Annotated in this window: 16 protein-coding genes; 8 read left to right on the top strand and 8 right to left on the bottom strand. The window is 69.8% G+C overall.

What is annotated here, in order from left to right; all coding sequences use genetic code 11:
* Positions 1 to 46: 46 nt before the first annotated feature.
* From phnF to H2041_RS16910, 3 genes are read left to right on the top strand one after another with little or no spacing between them, the layout of a single operon-like run.
* Positions 47 to 766, top strand: coding sequence for a phosphonate metabolism transcriptional regulator PhnF (gene phnF, locus H2041_RS16920; protein WP_293414728.1), 720 nt, complete (start codon positions 47 to 49; stop codon positions 764 to 766).
* Between the two features lie 18 nt (positions 767 to 784).
* Positions 785 to 1,918, top strand: a complete 1,134-nt coding sequence (locus tag H2041_RS16915; RefSeq protein WP_293414726.1) for an alpha-D-ribose 1-methylphosphonate 5-triphosphate diphosphatase — start codon at positions 785 to 787, stop codon at positions 1,916 to 1,918.
* 4 nt (positions 1,919 to 1,922) lie between these two features.
* Entirely contained in the window at positions 1,923 to 2,666 is a 744-nt protein-coding gene (locus tag H2041_RS16910) for an endonuclease/exonuclease/phosphatase family protein (RefSeq protein WP_293414724.1), read from the top strand.
* A 97-nt stretch (positions 2,667 to 2,763) separates the two neighbouring features.
* Here the strand turns inward: H2041_RS16910 and H2041_RS16905 are convergent, their stop codons facing one another.
* The 3 genes from H2041_RS16905 to H2041_RS16895 all read right to left on the bottom strand — a co-directional run bounded on the left by H2041_RS16905 (position 2,764) and on the right by H2041_RS16895 (position 6,962).
* Positions 2,764 to 5,451 (bottom strand): TonB-dependent receptor, encoded by a 2,688-nt coding sequence (locus H2041_RS16905; protein WP_293414722.1) that lies wholly within the window; start codon positions 5,449 to 5,451, stop codon positions 2,764 to 2,766.
* Between the two features lie 171 nt (positions 5,452 to 5,622).
* Positions 5,623 to 6,222 carry an NAD(P)H:quinone oxidoreductase gene (gene wrbA / locus H2041_RS16900; RefSeq protein WP_293414720.1) on the bottom strand — a complete coding sequence of 200 codons (600 nt, stop codon included), beginning with the start codon at positions 6,220 to 6,222 and terminating at the stop codon, positions 5,623 to 5,625.
* 41 nt (positions 6,223 to 6,263) lie between these two features.
* Positions 6,264 to 6,962, bottom strand: coding sequence for a pirin family protein (locus H2041_RS16895; protein WP_293414718.1), 699 nt, complete (start codon positions 6,960 to 6,962; stop codon positions 6,264 to 6,266).
* 106 nt (positions 6,963 to 7,068) lie between these two features.
* Between H2041_RS16895 and H2041_RS16890 the strand changes: the two genes are divergently transcribed.
* Together H2041_RS16890 and H2041_RS16885 are read left to right on the top strand one after the other, a co-directional pair.
* Positions 7,069 to 7,977, top strand: a complete 909-nt coding sequence (locus H2041_RS16890) for a LysR family transcriptional regulator (protein ID WP_293414716.1) — start codon at positions 7,069 to 7,071, stop codon at positions 7,975 to 7,977.
* Positions 7,978 to 8,047: 70 nt separating this feature from the next.
* Positions 8,048 to 9,244, top strand: a complete 1,197-nt coding sequence (locus H2041_RS16885) for a patatin-like phospholipase family protein (RefSeq protein WP_293414714.1) — start codon at positions 8,048 to 8,050, stop codon at positions 9,242 to 9,244.
* On the opposite strand, the gene H2041_RS16880 is transcribed toward H2041_RS16885, so the two are convergent.
* The 5 genes from H2041_RS16880 to H2041_RS16860 are packed head-to-tail and all read right to left on the bottom strand — an operon-like array spanning position 9,241 to position 17,276.
* Positions 9,241 to 9,699, bottom strand: a complete 459-nt coding sequence (locus H2041_RS16880; RefSeq protein WP_293414712.1) for a polymer-forming cytoskeletal protein — start codon at positions 9,697 to 9,699, stop codon at positions 9,241 to 9,243. The two genes, H2041_RS16885 and H2041_RS16880, sit on opposite strands and share 4 nt — an antisense overlap.
* A 56-nt stretch (positions 9,700 to 9,755) precedes the next feature.
* Positions 9,756 to 11,615, bottom strand: a complete 1,860-nt coding sequence (locus H2041_RS16875) for an acetyl-CoA hydrolase/transferase C-terminal domain-containing protein (RefSeq protein WP_293414710.1) — start codon at positions 11,613 to 11,615, stop codon at positions 9,756 to 9,758.
* Complete coding sequence (locus tag H2041_RS16870; RefSeq protein ID WP_293414708.1) at positions 11,612 to 13,732, bottom strand: 3-hydroxyacyl-CoA dehydrogenase NAD-binding domain-containing protein; 2,121 nt, start codon at positions 13,730 to 13,732, stop codon at positions 11,612 to 11,614. The genes H2041_RS16875 and H2041_RS16870 overlap by 4 nt, the downstream gene beginning before the upstream one ends.
* A gap of 11 nt (positions 13,733 to 13,743) precedes the next feature.
* Complete coding sequence (locus H2041_RS16865; RefSeq protein WP_293414706.1) at positions 13,744 to 15,027, bottom strand: acetyl-CoA C-acetyltransferase; 1,284 nt, start codon at positions 15,025 to 15,027, stop codon at positions 13,744 to 13,746.
* On the bottom strand, positions 15,024 to 17,276 hold the full coding sequence (locus H2041_RS16860; protein WP_293414704.1) for an acyl-CoA dehydrogenase: 2,253 nt from the start codon (positions 17,274 to 17,276) through the stop codon (positions 15,024 to 15,026). Before H2041_RS16860 ends, H2041_RS16865 begins: the two co-directional genes overlap by 4 nt.
* A gap of 186 nt (positions 17,277 to 17,462) precedes the next feature.
* On the opposite strand from H2041_RS16860, the gene H2041_RS16855 reads away from it, so the two are divergent.
* The 3 genes from H2041_RS16855 (at position 17,463) to H2041_RS16845 (ending at position 20,122) form a co-directional block, all read left to right on the top strand.
* The gene (locus H2041_RS16855) at positions 17,463 to 17,921 is read left to right on the top strand and encodes a hypothetical protein (RefSeq protein ID WP_293414702.1); all 459 of its coding nucleotides are present in this window, start codon (positions 17,463 to 17,465) and stop codon (positions 17,919 to 17,921) included.
* 78 nt (positions 17,922 to 17,999) lie between these two features.
* The gene (locus H2041_RS16850) at positions 18,000 to 18,953 is read left to right on the top strand and encodes a bifunctional enoyl-CoA hydratase/phosphate acetyltransferase (protein ID WP_293414700.1); all 954 of its coding nucleotides are present in this window, start codon (positions 18,000 to 18,002) and stop codon (positions 18,951 to 18,953) included.
* The gene (locus H2041_RS16845) at positions 18,950 to 20,122 is read left to right on the top strand and encodes an acetate/propionate family kinase (protein WP_293414698.1); all 1,173 of its coding nucleotides are present in this window, start codon (positions 18,950 to 18,952) and stop codon (positions 20,120 to 20,122) included. The genes H2041_RS16850 and H2041_RS16845 overlap by 4 nt, the downstream gene beginning before the upstream one ends.
* The last annotated feature ends 160 nt before the right edge of the window (positions 20,123 to 20,282 follow it).

The raw sequence follows: 20,282 nt of genomic DNA, 5'->3' as shown, positions 1-20,282 counted from the left end.
GACAGCCCGCTAACACTGATGTCGAGGTGCTGAAATGCCAGGTGGAATGCCGCTTTGGCGCGAGATCGCGCAGTCGCTGGAACAGCGCATCCGGTCGCGCGAACTGGTTCCCGGAGACAAGCTGCCGACGGAGTACGAGCTCTCGCGGCAGTTCATGGTCAACCGCCATACGGTTCGCCGCGCCCTGTCGGACCTGCAGGAGAAGGGGATCGTGGAGTCGACCCAGGGGCGGGGGAGCTTCGTGCGCCGGCCCACGCGCCCGGCCCAGCTGAAGCGGCGGCCGCGCTTCACCGAAGGCGTGCGAAACGGCGGCCGCGAGCCGGCGACCAAGATCATCAAGCTTGAGGTTCGGCCGGCCGACACCCGCGTCGCCGCCGCCCTGGAGCTGAAGATCGGCGCGCCGATCATCTTCATGGAGCGCCACCGGTTCGTGGACGGCGAGCCGACGGCCCTCGGGATCCACCACTTCAGCTTCGAGCGGTTCCCCACCTTCATCGAGATGTACAAGGTGCGCGGCACCATCACCCAGACCCTGCGCGACAGCGGCGTGCCCGACTACACGCGCCGCCGCACGGCCATCTCGGCGCGGCTGCCGACGCCTCAGGAGTCGGAGCTGCTGCGCATCCCGCGTCACGTGCCCCTGATGGTTCACCGCTATCTCAACGTCGACGGTCTCGGCCGTCCGCTGGAGTTCGGCGAGTCCCGCTCGACCAACGAGGTCGAGATCGTCTTCCCAGAGCCGGGGCGCGACGGCGGCGGCTTCTAGTTCGGATCGGAGAAGAGCGTGGAACTGGCGTTTCGAAACGCCCGCATCGTGGCGGGCGACGAGGAGTTCACCGGCAGCCTGCTGGTGCGGGACGGGACGATCGCGGCGGTGGACCGCGGGCGCGGCGGCGTCGGCGAGGACCTGGAAGGCGACGTCCTGATGCCGGGCGTCATCGACCTGCACACCGACAGCCTGGAGAAGCACTACTTCCCGCGGCCGAACATCGACTGGAACCCCGTCTCGGCCGCCGTCACGCACGACGGCTGCTGCCTCTCGGTCGGGGTGACGACCATCTACGACTCCATGTCGCTGGGATCATTCAACGCCTCGGCGGCCCGGGGTGACGACAATCTCCGCAAGCTGGTCGACGGCCTCGATCTGGCCCGCCGCGAGGGCATGCTGAAGGGCGATCACAGGCTGCACTGGCGCTGCGAGACGACGGCCGATGATCTGCGCGAGCGTCTGGACGGCCTGGCCGACCATCCCATGGCCGCGCTGTTCTCGCTGATGGACCACACGCCCGGACAGCGGCAGTACCGGAATCTCGAGAAGCACTTGGCCAACTGGCAGGCGAACGGGATGAGCGCGGAGGCCGCTCAGGAGCGCCTGGCCTGGGCCCGCGAGCGCCAGGCGCGCAATGCGGTCCAAAATCGCCGCTTCGTCGCCGAGGTGGCGCGGGCCCGCGGCGCCCCCCTGGCGAGCCACGACGACGAGGATGTCGCCCATGTGGACGAGGCGGCCGAACTGGGGGCGACGATCGCCGAGTTCCCCGTGACCGCCGAGGCGGCGCGCCGCTCGCGTGAGCACGGCATGGTCATCGTGATGGGCGGACCCAACCTGATCCGCGGCGGCTCCTATTCCGGCAACGTCCCCGCCGCCGAACTGGCCGAGGCCGAGCTGCTGGACGCCTTCGCCTCCGACTACGTGCCGCGCAGCCTCATCGAATGCGCCTTCGCCCTCACCGACGAGCGCTTCGGCTGGAGCCTGCCGAGGGCCGCAGCCCTGGTGACCTCTGCGCCGGCCGAGGCGGCGCGGCTCGACGACCGCGGCGTCATCGCGCCCGGACTGCGGGCGGACCTGCTGCGCGTGAAGGTGGCCGGGGGCCTGCCTCTGGTCCGGGGCGTGTGGACCGAGGGCCGCCGGGCGGCCTGAGGCCATGCGCATCGTCACCCTCAACACGTGGAAGAACGAGGGCGACTATGCGCGGCGCCTGGGGCTGATGGCGCGCGGGCTCCAGGCGCTGGGGCCTGACGTCGTCTGTCTGCAGGAGTGCTTCGCCGCGCAAGGGTTCGACACCGCCTGTGCGCTGGGCAAGGCGCTGGGCCTGTTTGTGGCCGCTCAGCCCGCGCGATCGAAGATCCGACCTCACGCCGGCCGCCCGACCCTGAGCACCTCGGGTCTCGCCATCCTCAGCCGCTGGGCGGCGGCGGGCGAGGAGCGGCTGGCGCTGGCCTCGGACCCGCGCGACGGCGAGCGGATCGCCCAGCGGCTGGACCTCGTCACGCCGGCCGGAGACCTGCGCCTGCTCAACCTGCACCTGACGCACCTGCGCGGCCCGGAAGGCGACCGGCTGCGTCGGCGCCAGCTGGAGGATGCGCTCGCCTGGGCCGGCGAGGGGCATGGCGGGAGCCTTGTCGTGACGGGCGACCTGAACGCCGGTTCCCGTGAGCCGGCTCTACAGGCGCTGGGGCCGGCCCTCGACCACGACATGCCGCCGACCCTGCTGGGCCCGCGTGAGGGCGCCGACGCAGATGGCCGCCCCGCCATCGACCACGCCGTGCTGGCGCGGCCTGTGGGCTGGCGCGTGACCGGCCGCGCCCGCGTGCTGGACGGCGTGGACTCCGAAGGCTGGCGCGCCAGCGACCACGCTGGCGTCATGCTGGACCTGGCCGAGCTTTAGACGCCTCCCGCTCCGCCGGAAAAGAAAAGCGCCCCGTGCGATGCAGGGGCGCCCAAGGGGCGGTCCGTCGCCGGACCGCCCGCAGGTGAGGGGATGATCAGAAGTTGGCGCGGACGCCGAAGAGGAATTTCCGGCCGAAGCTCTCGACCTCGTACGGCCGATCCTCGGAGCCCTGGTAGCGGATGCCCTTCTCGTCGGTGAGGTTGTTGGCGTCCATGAAGATCGAGACGAAGTCGTTGACCTGATAGCGCGCCGAGAAGTCCAGGCGCGTGGTCTCGTCCCAGTAGAGGTTCGAATTGGCCGCCGAGCCCGAGGGGAACACCTCGTCCAGCCAGTCGGTGCGGTACTGGTAGGTCAGGCGGCTCGAGAGACCGTACTTCTCGTAGAAGAGGGTGGCGCCGACGATCCGGTCGGACGTGCCCGGGAACTCGACGGTCGAACCGTCCGGCGTCTCGAACTCGCCCTTGGTGAAGGAGATGCTGCCCTGGAAGCCGAGGCCCGAGAAGGCGCCGGGCAGGAACTCCCAGGGGTGGTAGTAGACCAACTCGACGCCCGACAGGTGGCCGTCGCCGCCGTTCTGCGTGGAGTCGAGCACGTAGCCGGTGCGATCAGCGCCATCGAAGTCATAGCTGTCGTCGGTGATGACCTGGCTGGCGTCGAAGAGGACGTCCTTGACCTCGCGGTGGTAGGCGTTGACCGCCAGCAGGGCGGCGGGGGCGAAGTACCATTCCGCCGACAGGTCGAGGCCATAGGCGGTTTCAGGCTTCAGGGTCGGGTTGCCGCCGGACACGGTCTGGCTGGTGTCGTTCACCGAGACCGAGGCGCGCATGTCGGCCAGGGACGGACGCGCGGCGCCGGAGATGAAGGCGGCCCGGAGCTTCAGTTCGTCGGAATAGTCGAAGTTGTAGTGCAGGCTCGGGAAGACGAAGGTCTCCTCGCTCGAGAAGGAGATCGGGGTCAGTTTCGAGCCCACCACGGCCACGCCGTCGGTCTCCACCTCGGTCCGCTCGACGCGCAGGCCGGCGATCAGAGACTGGCGGTCCCAGGCCCAGCGGTTCTGCGCATAGCCGGCCAGGACCTTCTCATCGACCGTGTTCCCGGCCCGCGGGTCATTAGCGTAGACGGGGTAGTTGGCGCCGTTGGCGTTGGCCGCCCGCGCCGCGTCCATGATGGCGAGCATCTGGTCCGACATGGCCGGGTTGTGGATGTAGTTCGCCGTAAAGCCGAGGTCGAACGGGTCGAGCCAGGCGTTGTCGGTGACGAAGGCGAAGGGCGTCCAGGGCAGGCCGAGCTGCTGGGCGATCGTACGGATGTTGAAGGCGGAGCTGGACACGACCGTCCCGTCGGGACGCACCAGGGCCGTCGTCTCGCTGTGCTGGCTGCGGTCGTCGTACTGGAAGCCGGCGCTGAACTTGGAGTCGAGGCCGAAGCTCGTCCAGTCGCGCGCCACGTCGAACTTCGCCGTGTAGGCCTCGGTCTCGATCATGGAGCTGAATTCGCTGGCGAACTCGTTGGTGAACGACAGCTGGTTCAGGTTGGTGCGCTGCGGACCGCGGGTGACGGCGCCGCCGTTCAGGACAGTGTCGAACAGGGTCGCCTGCACATAGCCGCCCGGCTCGGCGTTCACGTCCAGGGTCATCGAGGGCAGCAGCAGCGCCGTGGTCGCGTTCGGCTTGCCCGAGCCCGTGGCGGTCTGCTGGGCGGTGGTGGGCGTGTTCGTGTTGAATTCGGTGGTGGTGTAGGCGAGGTGCCAGTCCACGTCCCAGCCGCCGAAGCGGTGCTGGCCGTTGAGGTCGGTGAAGGACACGCCGTTGGAATAGATGCCGTCCTCGAACGAGGCCACCACCGGCACGCCGACCAGTTCGGCGGTGTCGAAGTTGCGCGTGCCCGAGAAGGCGTTGGCGTAGTAGAAGGTGTACTGGTTACGCTCTTCGAAGTCGTTGAACTCGGTGTTCAGGTGGCTCAGCGTCAGGCGCAGGTCGTCCGACGGCGCGTATTCGATCTTTCCGGAGTAGGATTCGGTCTGCCGGGTGATGATGTACTTGGCGATTCGCATCTGGGTCACGCCGATGTTGTCGAAGCGCGGCTCGGCGTTGTTCGTGTGTTGCTCGAACTCGTAGTGCGAGCCGGCCACGGTCAGCCCCCAGGTTCCATCCGACCAGCCGAGCCGGCCTGAATACTGCTTCACCGGACCGTCGCCGTTGTCGACGAAGCCCCCGCCAGCGTCGAACGAACCGTGCAGGCCCGTCTCGCTCAGCGGCGAATAGGTGAGGATGTTGACGCGGCCGGCCAGCGCCTCGGCCGGCATGGAGGGCAGCAGGGTTTTGTTCAGCTCGACCTGGTCGATCTGCACGGCCGGGACGGAGTCGAAGCGGAAGATGCGGTCTTCGGCGCCCAGCACGTTGACGCCGTCGAGGGCGACCGTGGTCCAGCGGGTCGGCGCGCCGCGGATCTGGATGTAGCGCTCCTGGCCCTGGTCGCGCTGGACGCCGACGCCGGGCAGGCGGGCCAGCGCGCCCGCGGCCGTGGCGTCGGGGAAGCGGCCGATGGTGTCGGAGGCGATGACGTTGACGATGTTGTCGGAGGCGCGCTGGATTTCCAGCGACTTCTCGATCGAGTCACGGATCGGGGTGGCCGTGACGACCAGCTCGGAAACCGTGGCGTCCTGGGCGGCGGCCTGGCCGCCGGCGGCGGCGAGAATGGGCAGGGAGGCCGAAAGGGCCAGGATGGCGCGGCGACTGCGGACGGCGGAACGGCCCCCCGCGCGGCGGTGATTGGATGACATGGTCCGTCCCCCTTTGTTGCTGTGATCAGCGGACGGGAGCCTCGATTAGGCTCGGGGGGTGTCATCCATTCGGTGTTTTAGTGATGTGTCGGTGTAGCGGCCGCGACTTGTCGAATAGACAGGGCGCGAGGGCGGGCCCGGCCCGTGGACCGGACCCGCAGAAACTAGACCTCAACCGTGAAGCTTCTTGGCGGCCTCGGCGATCTTCTTGCCCTGATAGCGTGCGCCGGCGAGTTCGTTCTCGCTGGGCTGGCGGGACCCGTCGCCGCCGGCGATGGTGGTGGCGCCGTAGGGGCTGCCGCCGGTCACCTCGTCCAGGCGCATCTGGCCCTGGAAGCCATAGTCCAGACCGACGACCACCATGCCGAAGTGGAGCAGGTTGCCGATGATCGAGAAGAGCGTCGTCTCCTGACCGCCGTGCTGGGTGGCCGTGGAGGTGAAGGCGCCGCCGACCTTGCCGTTCAGCGCGCCCCTGGCCCACAGCCCGCCCGCCTGGTCGAGGAAGTTGGCCATCTGCGAGGCCATGCGGCCGAACCGCGTGCCGACGCCGATGATGATGGCGTCATAGTCGGCCAGTTCCTCGATCTTGGCGATCGGGGCCTCCTGGTCGAGCTTGTAGTGCGACGCCTTGGCCACCTCGTCGGGCACGAGTTCGGGAACGCGCTTGAGGTCGACCTGGACGCCCGCTTCGCGCGCGCCCTCGGCGACGGCCTTGGCCATGGTTTCGATGTGGCCATAGGACGAATAGTAGAGGACCAGAACCTTCGTCATGTCGCTGTCTCCTGTCGGTGAGAGGGGGAGGGGACGCGGCCTCAGGCCGCGTCCACCAGAACCAGTTCGGAGTCTTCCAGGGCGGTGATCCGCAGGACGCCCTCGTCGGTGATCGCCGCGCCGTCGCGGGCCTCCAGCGAGACGCCGTTCACCTCCACCCGGCCGGCCGCCGGGACGAGATAGGCGTGGCGGGAGGGATCGAGCGCGTATTCGGTCGTCTCGCCGGCCTTCAGCGTGGCCCCCAGCACGCGGGCGTCGGTGCGGATCGGCAGGGCCTCGCCGTCGTCCTCATAGCCGCTGGCCAGGGTGACGAAACGTCCGGAACGGTCCCCCTTGGGGAAGGGCTTGGCCCCCCAGGACGGCGCGCCGCCGTAGCGGGTGGGCTCGATCCAGATCTGGAAGATGCGGGTGGTTTCCGGCTCGAGGTTGTACTCGGCGTGGCGCACGCCCGAGCCCGCGCTCATCACCTGCACGTCGCCGGCGACGGTGCGGCCCTTGTTGCCCAGGCTGTCCTGGTGGGTGATCGCCCCGTCGCGGACATAGGTGATGATCTCCATGTCGGCGTGCGGGTGGGGCGGGAATCCGGAGTTCGGCGCGATCTCGTCATCGTTCCAGACCCTCAGGGCGCCCCAGTTCATGCGGCTGGGGTCGTGATAGCCGGCGAAGGAGAAATGGTGCCGGGCCTTGAGCCAGCCGTGGTCGGCGCCGCCCAGGCTGTCGAACTGTCTGCGTTCAATCATCTTTCCACCTCCGCGCCGCCCTCGGCGCGCTTGCTTGAGGTGAAGATAGGCGACAGGATCGGCGCATAAATGGAAACATCGGAAACTCATTGTTTCGGAAACTGACATGCCGCGCCTGCCCGACATGGAGGCCCTGGGGGTCTTCGCCCGTGTCGTCGAACTCCGCTCCTTCGCCGCGGCGGCCGAGGACCTGAAGCTTTCCAAGGCCACGGTCTCCAAAGCCGTCGGCCGGTTGGAAACGCGGCTCGGGGCCCGCCTGTTCAACCGCACGTCCCGCCGTCTGGCCCTGACCGAGACGGGCGCCCAGCTCGCCGAACGCGCGCGGCGGCTGCTCGCCGACGCCGAGGCGGCGGAGGACGACATCCTGGCCCGCTCGGCTCAGCCGCGCGGCCTGGTGCGTCTGGCCGCGCCCATGTCCTTCGGTCTCATCGAGCTGGCGCCGATCCTGCCGGACTTCCTGGCGCAGTATCCGGAGGTCTCGATCGACCTCCACATGAGCGACGACAAGGTCGATCTGGTGGGCATGGGCTTCGATCTCGCCCTGCGCATCGCCGACCTGCCGGATTCCTCCCTGGTGGCCCGGCGGATCCGGACGGTGGAGCGGATGGTGGTGGCCGCGCCAGCCTATCTGGAGCGGCATGGACGGCCGACCCACCCCAGCCACCTCGCCGAGCACGCCTGCCTGGGCTACGCCTATCTGCCCACGCCGGAAACCTGGCGGTTCTCCGGTCCCGGGGGAGAGCAGGTCGCCGTCCGCCCCGCCGGGCCCTTGCGCGCCAACAATGCCGAGGCCCTGCTGCCGGCCCTCGAGGCCGGGCTCGGCCTGGCCGTGCAACCGGACTTCATCGTTCGCGATTGTCTGGCGAAGGGGCGGCTGACGGCCGTGCTTCCCGAATGGCGCAGCCCGCCCATCGCGCTTCATCTGGTGTCGCCGCCGGGCGGACCGCGGCCTGTTCGCATCACCGCCCTGGCGGACTATCTGGTGCGCAGGCTCGGAGGCGGCAAAGCCCGTTGAGTCGCCGTCTGTTCCGTGGCCTGGATGGGGTCTTGCCGCCGCGGTTCCGGTCCGGTCTTCAGAGGGGATGATGGGCAGGTTTCGTTTCGTCGCACGGCTTTCGGCGGCCGTCCTGGCGCTTGGCGGCCTCGCAGCCTGCGGGACGATCTCGCGGGTCCCGCTGGACGCCCCGCCGGCGGACACGCGGCCGAAATCTCCGCTCGACGTCTTCCGGTTCTCGGCCACCGACGAGCCGGCGGGCGAGGCCTTCCTGGAGCGCTGGCGGGCCGAGCGGCTGGCGCACGGGCGCGAGGGCGTGACCGGCCTGGCCATCTCCGCGGGCGGCGCCAACGGCGCCTATGGGGCGGGGGTGCTGATCGGCTGGACGGAGGCGGGCGACCGTCCGGCGTTCGACGTCGTCACGGGCGTCAGCACGGGCGCCCTGATCGCGCCGTTCGCCTTCCTTGGCCCGGACTGGGACGACGAGCTTCGCGCCGCCTACACCGATGAGGACGCTGCGCGGCTCACCGACGGGCGCTGGGCCATCTTCGTGCGGCCGGCCCTGTTCGGCGGCCAGTCGCTGCGCGACCTGATCGGCAAGTATGTGGATGCTCGCCTGCTGGCGGCCATCGCCCGCGAGCACCAGACGGGCCGGCGTCTGCTGGTGGCGACCACCGACCTGGACGCCCAGGAGACCATCGTCTGGGACATGGGCGCGATCGCCCTCGCCGGACAGACGCCAGGCTATGAGGAGACCGCCGTCACGCTCTTTCAGACCGTGCTGGTGGCCTCGGCCAGCATCCCCGGGGTGTTTCCGCCGGTCATGGTCGACGCCGACGGCGCCGAGGGCGGACGGATGGAGATGCACGTGGACGGCGGCGTGACCACGCCCTTCGTCCTGGCGCCCGCGGCCATGTCCTTCTGGGAGCCGGACGGCGTGATGCGGCCCGAGGACCTCTTCGTCATCGTCAATGGCGAGCTGGAGCCGAGCTATGGCGTCACCCGGGGCGCGACGCTGCCGATCCTGATGCGCAGCTTCGACACCATGTCCAAGGCCGACCTGCGGGCCCATCTCGCCGCCAGCCAGGCCTTCGCCCAGCGGAACGGGGCGAGCCTGCGCTATGCGGCGATTCCGCCGGCGCTCGGCGCCGACAGCCTGGCGTTCGACAGGGAGTCGATGGAGCGGCTGCTGGAGGCCGGCCGCGCCGCCGGCGCCGAAGGCCGCGCCTTCGAGCCGGTGGCGCAGCTGCGGGGGCCTCGCTCCGCGCGATCGCCGCCGGTCGACTAGGCGGCGCTGGAGACCGGCTTGGCCGCGGGCGCGTCGCCCTGAGCGGGTTGAGCCAGACGGACGCTGCGGCCTTCGAAGACCGCGCCGGTCTCCATGGCGAGCTGCTCGTGGGCGATGTCGCCCTCGATGTGCGCCGTCCCGAAAAGACGCACCTGCCGCGCCTTGAGGGGACCCTTCACGTGCCCGCGGATTTCGGCCACCACGGCGACGACAGAACCCTCGATCCGGCCCTTGGGGCCCAGGCAGAGCTTGCCGACGCGGATGTCTCCGCGCACCAGGCCGTCGATCTGCAGCTCGGCTTCGCCGGCGAGATTGCCCTGAATGCACATCCCTTCGGCGATCAGGGACGCCGGTCGCGGCTTGGCGGCCGGCGCCGGCGTCGGCGCCGTTCGGGCCGGAGTCGGCTCGTCCAGGGTCACGGGACGGGCGGGCGGCTTGGGGGTCTTCTCAAACATGGCGGCGTCTCACCTCGGTACGGTCGCCCGAGTGGTTGCAAGCGCCGGGCCGCCGGTCAGTCTCCCGCCAGGGCCCCGCGCACCAGCCGAGCGTAAAGCCGTTCCTCAATGCCGCGCGGACGCGACAGTCCCAACCGCTCCAGGGCTTCACGAGTGAGTGAGCCCGTGCGGCCCGCCGTCACGCCCTTCCAGGCGAGGGCGGCCAGGTCGGCTTTGGAGGCGGCCGCCGCCTTGATCTTCTGCAGGGCCGGCGCCAGCGCCTGCTCGACCGGCGTCATCTCGCCGCCGAATGGAAAGGCCGGCAGGTCGCCCGCGGCCTGGAAGGCGTTCAGGCGGGCCGCCAGGGCCTCGGGCCGGTTGTCGGCGGCGTGGGAGGGCAGGCGGTGGCTGTTCGGCAGCTTGCCGGCGCTCTTGGCCTGGCCGACCAGTTCGTCATGGAAGCGGGCGTCGGCGACGTTCAGCATGGCGGCGATCACCGTCTCGTCCCGCGCCCCGCGCAGATCGGCGACGCCATACTCCGTCACCACGATGTCGCGCAGGTGCCGTGGAATGGTGGTGTGGCCATAGGACCAGCGGATGTTGCTCTCCGGCCCCTCCCGTCCCGTGCGGCTGGCCGGCAGGGTCATGATCGAGCGGGCCTCGGGCAGGGCGAAGGCCTGGGCCACGAAGTTGTACTGGCCGCCGACGCCGCTGACCACGCGGCCGTCCTCCAGGCCGTCCGAGGCCACTGAGCCCATGAGGGTGGCCACCATGGCGTTGTTGACGAACCGCGCCTTCTTGCGGCCGGCCACGCGCTGCTCATGGTCGGGGCCGAACAGCTCGTTGACGAAGCCCACCTCGCGCATCTGGAATTTGGCCCGCTCCTCCATCGGCATGTCGCGCAGGGCGGCGTAGAAGTCCCGCGGGGCCAGGAAAAAGGCGGCGTGCAGCACCGCCCCGTCCACCTCCCGCTTCAGGATTCCGGCGCGATAGAGCTCGAGAAAGGCGTCAACGAACATCTCGGTCGCGCCATAGAGGCCTTCTTCGAACGGCTGCGTGTGCCGTTCCAGCCGATCGTCGGGCGGCAGCAGGGCCGCCAGGATCTCAGCGAACCGCCCCGGCCGCCTGTGGCGCATGATCAGGGCGTGCGCGACGGCATGGCCCATGGAGCCGATGCCGATCTCCAGCGTGCCGCCGTCCGGGATCAGGCTCGCGACGTGGAAACCCATGGCGTAGTGGACGAGGCTGACCGGCTGCTTGGGAGGCCCGGGCAGGGGGAACTCCACCTCCGGGCTTTCCAGCATCCAGGCGAAGGCCTCGGGGGCAAGCTCGGCGGGCCCCGGCATATAGGGCAGCTCCGCATTCACCTGGCCGGCCAGCAGAACCGCGCTGCGCCCCTCCGCCTTGGCCTTCAGCAGCTCAAGGGTGATGTCGGTGTTGCAGGAGAGGCTGTAGGCGCCCCGGCGCTCGTCCATTGCGACCAGCTGCGCCACCACGTTGCAGCCTCGGTCGATCAGATAGCGGCTGGCGTGGGTGTAGTTGGCCGAGATGTAGCTCTGCTGCACCTCCGCATCGTTCAGCCAGACGCCGGCCTGCAGGAAGAACTCGTCGACCTCGACGTTTGGCGGCAGGCCCCCGGCCTTCAGCGCCTGGGCGTAGGCCAGCTCCGGATATCCGCCCAGGGTGCGTTCCAGGATCGGGCCCAGGAAGCGCTTCTCCAGCAGGGTCGACGGCTTGGGCGGAGTCAGCGTCAGGGCCGTGAAGATGCGCAGCGACACGCCGCGGTCCGTCGCCGCGCGAGCGTAGAGGGCGTTGGCGATGTGGTTGGCCTTGCCCAGCCCGAGCGGCAGGCCCAGCACGATGTGGCCGTCCAGCCGCTCGACGATCGCCTGGGCGACGGCGTCGGGATCCGCCAGGCGGCGGGGCGCCTCGCTCACGTCAGCCGGTCCCAGCCCGGATCGGGCGCGAAACGCTCGCCCTGGGTGCGGGCCAGCGCCTCCATCCTCGCCTTCAGGGCCGCCGGATCGTGCGTGCGGGCGTAGTGGATCGGGCCGCCGCGGAAGGGGGCGAAGCCGGCGCCGAAGATCATGGCGCCGTCCGCCACGTCCTCGTCCTCCACGACGCCCTTGCGCAGGCATTCGAGGCAGGCGTCGATCATCGGCAGGATGAGGCGGTCGGTCATCTCCTGGGTGGGCTTGGCGAAGGACCTGGCCTTGACCGGCTCATTGCCCTTCCACTCGTAAATCCCTTTGCCGGTCTTGCGGCCGAGCTCGCCGCGGTCGACCCTGCCGCGCAGGGTGTCCGGGGGCACGGGCAGGGGCTTATCGAGATTGGCCTTCAGGCTGTCGGCGACGGCGATGCCGATGTCGAGGCCCACCTGGTCGGCCAGCGTCGCCGGCCCCATGGGCATGCCGAAGGCCTCGGCGGCCGCGTCGATGGTCTCGGGCGCATGGCCCTCCTGCATCATGACCATGGCTTCGAGCATGTAGGGCGTCAGCGCACGGTTCACGAGGAAGCCGGGCGCGCTCTTCACCGGCGCCGGCAGACGGTCGATCTGGCCCAGGAAGGCCTTGGCCACGTCGAGGGTCTCGTCGCTGACGCCCTCGTGGGTGACCAGCTCGACGAGCTGCATCCGGGAGACCGGATTGAAGAAGTGGACGCCGATCAGGCGCTCGGGCCTATGCAGCCCCTCGGCCAGGGCTTCGAGGCGGATGGAGGAGGTGTTGGTGGCCAGCACCGCGCCCGGCTTCATCTTCGGTTCGAGGCCGGCATAGATTTTCTTCTTCAGATCAAGCTTTTCCGGCGCAGCCTCGATGATCAGGTCGGCGTGGCGCACGCCTTCGCCCTTCACGTCCGGGATCAGGCGGTCCAGGGCGTCGCGGGTCTTGGCGCTGTCGTGGCCGAGCTTGGGATAGAGTTCGGCGGCCCGGCCGACGGCCATGGCGATGATCTCCGGCTTCAGGTCGGCCAGGGTCACGCGCAGGCCGTGCCAGGCGGCCCAGGCGGCGATATCCCCGCCCATGGCGCCGGCGCCGATGACGTGCAGGTGTCGAGGTTTCGCAACGGAATCTGAGACTTCGGTGATCTTCTTCATCTTTTCACGGAGGAAGAAGACGCGGATCAGGTTCTGCGCCGTGTCAGTCGCCATCAGCCGCGCAAAGGAGGCGACCTCGGCCTTGCGCATGGCCTTCGGATCGTCGCCGTGACGTTCCCAAAGGTCGACCAGGGCGCCGGGCGCCGGATAGTGCTCGGGCGGCGCCTGCCTGGCCGCCTGGCCGCGCATGCGGTCGGCCACGGCGCGGCGGGGCAGGTCGGCGCTGAAAAGGCGCTCGGTGACCTGGCTGCGCAGGCGGTTGAGCGGCTTGACCTTCGGCTTCAGCTCCCCGTCGGCGACGGCCTTCACCGCCGTCCGCACATGACGTTCCTCGGTGACGGCGTCGACCAAGCCCAGCGCCTTCGCCTGACCCGGCCGCATGGTCTTGCCCGTCAGCATCATCTGCATGCCTTCGAGCGGGTCGATGAGGTCGAGCAGGCGGGCCGTGCCGCCGAGCCCCGGGTGCAGGCCGAGCTGCACCTCCGGAAAGCCGAGCCGCGCTTCGTCGCCCGCCAGGATCCGATGGTCGCAGGCCAGGGCGATCTCCAGCCCGCCGCCCAGCGCGTAGCCATGGATGACCGCCACGGTGGGGGCGGTCAGCGCCGCCAGACGGTCGACCACCTGATGGGCGCGGCCCATGCGCTGTTCGATCTCCGCAGGATCGCGGGCGCCGACGAAGGCCTTCACGTCGGCCCCGGCGAAGAATCCGCTCGCCTTGGCCGAGCGGATGACCAGGGCGCGCGGCGGATCCTGCTCCACCTCGGCGAGGACCTGGTCGAGTTCCTCCAGCACCTCTTCGGAGATGGTGTTGGCGCTCGCCTCTGGCTGGTCGGCGATCAGCCAGCCGATCCCGTCGGCGTCGCGCGACAGGCGCCAGTTCCTCCAGCGGCCGGCGCGCCCGTCGTCGGGGCCGAGCTCCATCTGCCGCGATTTCAACGTCTTCCAGACGATACCTGTCATCGGTTCCTCCCTCAGACCGCCTGGATCAACATGGCGCCGCCCTGGCCGCCGCCGATGCATTCGGTGGCCACGCCTCGCGGCTGCGACAGCCGGCGCATGGCGTTGACCAGATGCAGGACGATCCGCGCCCCGCTGGCGCCGACCGGATGGCCAAGGCCGATGGCGCCGCCGTCCACGTTCAGCCGCTCGCGGTCGATCTGGCCGAAGTCGCCCTCCAGTCCCAGAACCTCCCGGCGGAATTCGTCATCGTCCCAGGCCCGCAGGCAGGCCAGCACCTGGGCGGCGAAGGCCTCGTTCAGCTCCCAGATCGGGACGTCGGAGAGGGTCATGTCGTGGGCGCGCAGCAGCGGCGTGGCGCACATGACGGGGCCCAGACCCATGACCCGCGGATCGAGGGCGGCCCAGCGGCTGTCGACGATCTCGGCCAGCGGCGTCAGGCCGTGTTCCTTCACCGCCTCCTCCGAGGCGAGGATCACCCAGGTCGCGCCGTCGGTGATCTGAGACGAATTGCCGGCCGTCACCTTGCCCCAGGGCGGCTCGAAGGCCGGCTTCAGCTTGGCGAGCTTGTCGGGGCTGGAATCCGGCCGGACGCCATCGTCCTTGTCGTAGAGTTCGCCATCGGGCGCGAAGGCGGGCTCCAGCTCCCCCTCGAACCATCCTTCGCGCTGGGCGCGGGCGGTGCGCAGCTGGCTCTCGGAGGCGTAGACGTCGGCCTCATGCCGCGAGATGTCGAAGACCTGGGCCAGCACCTCGGCCGTCTGGCCCATGTTGAGGTCGGTGATGGGGTCGGTGAGCCCGCGTTCCAGGCCGATGACCGGCGACAGGAACTCCGCCCTGAACCCCAGCGCCGCCTTGGCCCGCGCCATGGGGCTGCGCGCGCCGTTCAGCTCGGCGAACCATTCGGTGGCGCTCTGACGCAGGACGAGCGGGGCGTGGCTGAGCGATTCCGCCCCGCCGGCCAGGATCAGGTCGGCCGTGCCGTCCTGGATGTAGCGGAAGGCGGTGTCGATCGACTGCATGCCCGAGCCGCAGTTGATCTGCACCGTGAAGGCCACCATGGCCTCGCCCATGCCGAGCCGCAGGGCCGCCACGCGGGCCGGATTCATCTCGTCGGCCACCACGTTCACGCAGCCCAGGATCACCTGGTCGAAGGCGTCGGGCGCGAATGGCTGGCGCAGGAGGAGAGGGCGGCCGCACTGCACGGCCAGGTCCACAGGCGTGAAGGGGCCGGGCTTGCCGCGCGCCTTGATGAAGGGCGTGCGGGCGCCGTCGACGATATAGACCGGCCGGCTCATTCGGCGGCCTCGGCATGGGCGCGTCCCGCGGGGATGGCGCGGCCGGTGAGTTCTTCAGGCGAGAAGTCGTCGACGGCCACCACCTTGGCCACGGCGGCGTCCGCTTCCAGAAGGCGCTCGTGATCGGCCTTGCTGATCAGGCCCTGATCCCAGGCGTCCTTCGGATCGCGGATCCGCAGCTTCTTGAGACGATCGCGGATCGGCTGCGTCTCCACGACGAGCTCCAGCGCCCGCTCGAGCTCGGCCACCGCGTCATCCCCGCCGCCGATGTAGACGTCCTCGGTCAGGCGATCGCGGGTGGCGGAGGGCTCCATGATGAGCCGCGCGCACTGCCGGGTGACGCGGTCGCTCGGACCGCGCCGTACGACCCCGAAGGGAAGGACGAAGATCTGCAGCAGCCAGGCGACGGGCCGGCTGGGGAAGTTGTCCAGGATCTCCTTCATCCTGCGCTCGATGGTCAGGAAGCCGTCCTGCATGATCCATTCGACCAGCGGCAGGTCCGCTTCCTGGCGGCCGTCCTCTTCCCAGCGCTTGAGCACCGCGCAGAGCATGTAGAGCTCGGACAGGATGTCGCCGAAGCGGGCCGACAGCATCTCCCTGCGCTTCAGGGAGCCGCCGATGGTCAACAGGGCCGCGTCGGAGGCCAGGGCGAAGCTGGCCGCATACCGGCTGAGCTTGCGGTAGTAGCGCCGCGTCGGGCCCGTCTCCGGCGCCGGGCCCAGCATGCCGTCGCTCCAGGAGCGGACGAAGGCGTTCTTCGCCGTCCGCAGGATGTGGCCCGCATGGGCCCAGACGGCGACGTCGAACGCTTCGAGGCCCCTCTTCGTGTCCTCGTCCGCCAGGGCCTCCATCTCCTTCAGGATGAAGGGGTGGGCGCGGATGGCGCCCTGGCCGAAGACGATCAGGCTGCGGGTCAGGATGTTGGCGCCCTCCACCGTGATGCCGACCGGCACCGAGCGGTAGAAGTTGCCCATGTAGTTCTTCGGCCCGTCGATCACCGCCTTGCCCGCATGGACGTCCATGGCGTCGTTGGCGGCGATGCGCATGCGTTCGGTGGCGCCGTTCTTCATGATCGCGGACACGACCGACGGATGGTGGCCGAGGGCGAGGCCGGCGCAGGTGAAGCGGCGGGCGGCGTCGAGCTGGTAGGCGTTGGCCGCGATGCGGGCGAGCCGCTCCTGGACGCCTTCGAACTCGCCGATCGGGATGCGGAACTGGGTGCGCACCCGCGCATAGGCGCCGGTCGTCCTTGCCGCCATCGCCGCGCCGGCGGCCGAAAGCGAGGGGAGGGAGATGCCCCGGCCGGCGGCCAGCGCCGCGTTCAGCATCATCCAGCCTTTGCCGATCTGCTCGCGCCCGCCGAGAATGGCGTCCAGCGGCACGAAGACGTCGTTTCCCCAGTTCGGCCCGTTCTGGAAGGCCTGCATGGAGGGCAGGTGCCGCCGGCCGATCTCCACGCCCTTCGTGTCGGTCGGAACCAGCACCACGGTGATGCCCAGGTCCTCGCCTCCGCCGAGCAGACCCTCGGGATCCTTCACCTTCACGGCCAGGCCGAGCACGGTGCAGATGGGGCCGAGGGTGATGTAGCGCTTGTGCCAGTTCAGCCGCAGGCCCAGCACCTTCCGCCCGTCGCGCTCCTCTTCGCAGACGACCCCGGTGTCGGTCATGGCCGCGGCGTCCGAGCCGGCCTCGGGACTGGTCAGTCCGAAGGCGGGGATTTCGCGTCCGTCGGCGAGACGCGGCAGCCAGTGCTGCTTCTGCTCGTCCGTGCCGAACTGCAGGAGAAGCTCGCCCGGGCCCAGGGAGTTGGGCACCATCACCGTGACGGCGGCCGTCACGGAACGGGTGGAGATCTTCCGCACCACTTCGGAGTGTGCGTAAGGGGTGAAGCCCAAACCGCCGAATTCCTTGGGGATGATCATCCCGAAGAAGCGCTCGCGCTTGATGAAGTCCCAGGCCTCCGCCGGCAGGTCGCGCTCTTCCCAGGTGATCTTCCAGTCGTCGAGCATGGCGCACAGCTGCTCGACCGGCCCGTCGATGAAGGCCCGCTCCTCGGGCGTCAGCTTGGCCGGCGGGATGTCCAGGAACTGGGACCAGTCCGGATCGCCCGTGAACAGGGCCGCATCCCACCAGACGTCGCCGGCGGCGATGGCCTCGGCCTCGGTGTCGGACATCTCGGGCAGGACGCCCTTGGCCATGTGGTAGATGGGCCGCGTGACAAAGTCGCGGCGCAAGGATGACCCGGCCATGCAACACCTCTTTTGTTCGGCTTCCTCCGCCCAACGCCTTCAGAGGCCTTTGGGTCCATAGATTCCGGTCAGATCGACGTGAGCTTGGCCTTGAGACAGATCAGGGCGGAAAATCTGCGGCCAAGCTCGAACGGCGCGGCCTTGGGCGTGTTCCCTCTCGCACAGATTGAGAGAGGAGAGTCCCGGATGGCCATCCGCCCTGAACAGACCGAAGTGGAAGCCCAGGACCAGGCCGAGACCCTGGACGAGGACAATGTCATCGGCGCCGGCGACGACGTGCCGCCGGCCGAGATGCGCACCTTCGAGAACATTCCCGACGTGCGGGACGAGACGTCCGCCCAGGGGGACGCCGACGACGACGCCGGCCTGATCGCCGAGCAACTCGACGACGAGGAGATCGTCGCGCTCGAGCGCGAGGGACTCGACGGCTTCTCGGTGACCGGCGACGACGATCCGCCGGTCCGGGCCGCAGAGCGCGGGGCGCCCGTGGCGGAAGACGAGGACGAGGTTTCCCTGCTCGACGCCGGCGACATGGACCAGGCGCCGGGAACCGACCGCGCCGACATCGCCCGCTACGAGTCCAGCCGGGTCAGCGACGAGGATCTGGACGATCTCGGTTATGGCGAGGGCGAGGAGAAGGCTTAAGGGGCGGACCGGAGTGGGCGGCCGCCTGCGGACGTGACAATCTCCGCCGCCCGACCATCCGACCAGGAGGCCGACGACTTGCCGTCCCCACCGCACGAAACCGCCGCGCCCGGCTCGCAGCTGGAGCGCCTGCTGGCCCTCGCCGTCGAGCCGGACCCCGTCCGCACCGCCGTCGTTCATCCCGTGGACGAGCTGTCCCTCTCCGGCGCGGTGGAGGCCGCAGCGGCGCACCTGATCGTGCCGGTCCTCGTGGGGCCGCAGGCGCGGATCCGCAAAGCGGCCGAAGGGGCCGGCCTCGACATCTCGGACTTCGAGGTCGTCGACGCGCCCCACAGCCACGCCGCCGCCGCGCGGGCCTGCGAACTGGCGCGCGACGGACAGGTTTCCGCCATCATGAAAGGCGCGCTCCACACCGACGAGTTGCTGGAGGCGGCCGTCAGCGCGGCCTGCGGCCTGCGAACCGACCGGCGCATGAGCCACGTCTTCATCCTGGACGTGCCGACCTATCCCAAGCCGCTGCTCGTGTCGGACGCGGCGATCAACATCGCCCCGGATCTCGCGACCAAGGCCGACATCGTCCAGAACGCCATCGACTGCGCGCGCGCCATGAAGGTCGATCGGCCGAAGGTGGCCATCCTGGCCGCGGTGGAAACCGTGAACCCGAAGATGGCCGCAACCCTCGATGCGGCGGCCCTGTGCAAGATGGCTGACCGGCGCCAGATCGTCGGCGGCGTGCTGGACGGCCCGCTCGCCTTCGACAACGCCATTTCCAAGGAGGCGGCGCAGACCAAGCACATCGTCTCCGAGGTCGCCGGCGACGCCGACATCCTGATCGTGCCCGACATCGAGTCCGGCAACATGCTGGCCAAGCAGCTCTTCTACCTGGCCCGCGCCCAGTCGGCCGGCATCGTCATGGGCGCGAAGGTGCCGATCATGCTGACCAGCCGCTCCGACGGCGTCCTCTCGCGGCTCGCCTCCTGCGCAGTGGCCCTTCTGGTGGCCCAGGCTGAACGCTCGAAGCCGGCCAAATGAGCCGCCGGATTCTCGTCCTCAACGCCGGGTCCTCGAGCCTGAAATTCGGCGTCTACGCCCTCGGATCGGAGCGGACGCCGCGCCTTCAGCTGAACGGCGCCGTCACACGTCTGCCCCATCAGCCGCATCTGCGGATCACCGACGCGTCCGGCGCGGTCCTCGCCGACGAGGCCTGGGCGTCCGCAGATGGTTCGGTGGAGGCCGCCCTCACGCGCCTGCTGCGTCTGTTCGCCGACTCCGGCGAAGCGCCCGACGTCGTGGGGCACCGTATCGTGCATGGCGGCCTGGCGTTCCGCGGGCCCGCGCGGCTGGACGACGCCGCCCTGGAACAGCTCCGCAGTCTCTGTCCCCTGGCGCCGCTGCATCAGCCGTTCAATCTGCAGGCGGTGGCCGCCGCCCGCGCGGCCTTTCCGGACGCCGTCCAGGTCGGCGCCTTCGACACCGCCTTCCACGCCGATCAGCCGAGGCTGGCGCGACTCTACGCCCTGCCGCGCGCACTGACGGAGGAGGGCGTCCTGGCCTACGGCTTCCATGGCCTGTCCTACGACTACATCGCGGGAACCCTGCGTGAGCGCCACGGCCCGTCGGCGGGCGGGCGCGTCATCGTCGCCCATCTGGGCAGCGGGGTCTCGCTCTGCGCTCTGTCGGAGGGGAAGAGCCGCGCCACCACCATGGGCTTCTCCGCCCTGGACGGTCCGCCCATGGGCACCCGCTCGGGATCGCTGGATCCGGGCGTGCTCCTCTACCTGATGGAAGCCAGGGGATTCTCCGCCGCCGATCTGACGGACCTGCTCTACCGCCGTTCCGGACTGCTGGGCGTGTCGGGAGAGAGCGGCGATGTTCAGGTCCTGCTGGACAGCGAGCGGCCGGAGGCCCGGGAGGCGCTCGACCTGTTCGCCTATCGCGTCGCCGAGGAGATCGGCCGCCTGGCCGCCGATCTGGGCGGGGTCGACCGCATCGTCTTCACGGCGGGCGTGGGCGAGAACGCGCCGGCGGTGCGCGCCGAGGTGCTGCGCCGCTGCGCCTGGCTGGGCTGCGACCTCGACGAGGCGGCCAATGCGGCCGGCGCGGGGGTCGTCAGCAGGCCGGGATCGGGGGTCGTGGCCGAGGTGATCGCCACGGACGAACAGATCGTCCTGGCCCGGGCGGCCGCGAGCCTGCTCGACTGACGCTCGCACAAACGAAAAAGGGCCGGAGGCGCTGGCGTCGCCTCCGGCCTTTCCGCGGGTCAGGTCCGGTCTAGGTTCTGAACCCATAAAGCTTGCTGGTTGAGGGCGACGCTGATTCAAGGCTTCCGAAAGGAGCTTGAGATGGCGCGCTACGACCTGA

The sequence above is a fragment of the Phenylobacterium sp. genome (assembly GCF_013911965.1).
Lineage (GTDB): Bacteria > Pseudomonadota > Alphaproteobacteria > Caulobacterales > Caulobacteraceae > Phenylobacterium.
This window is presented reverse-complemented; position numbering and strand designations above follow the sequence as displayed.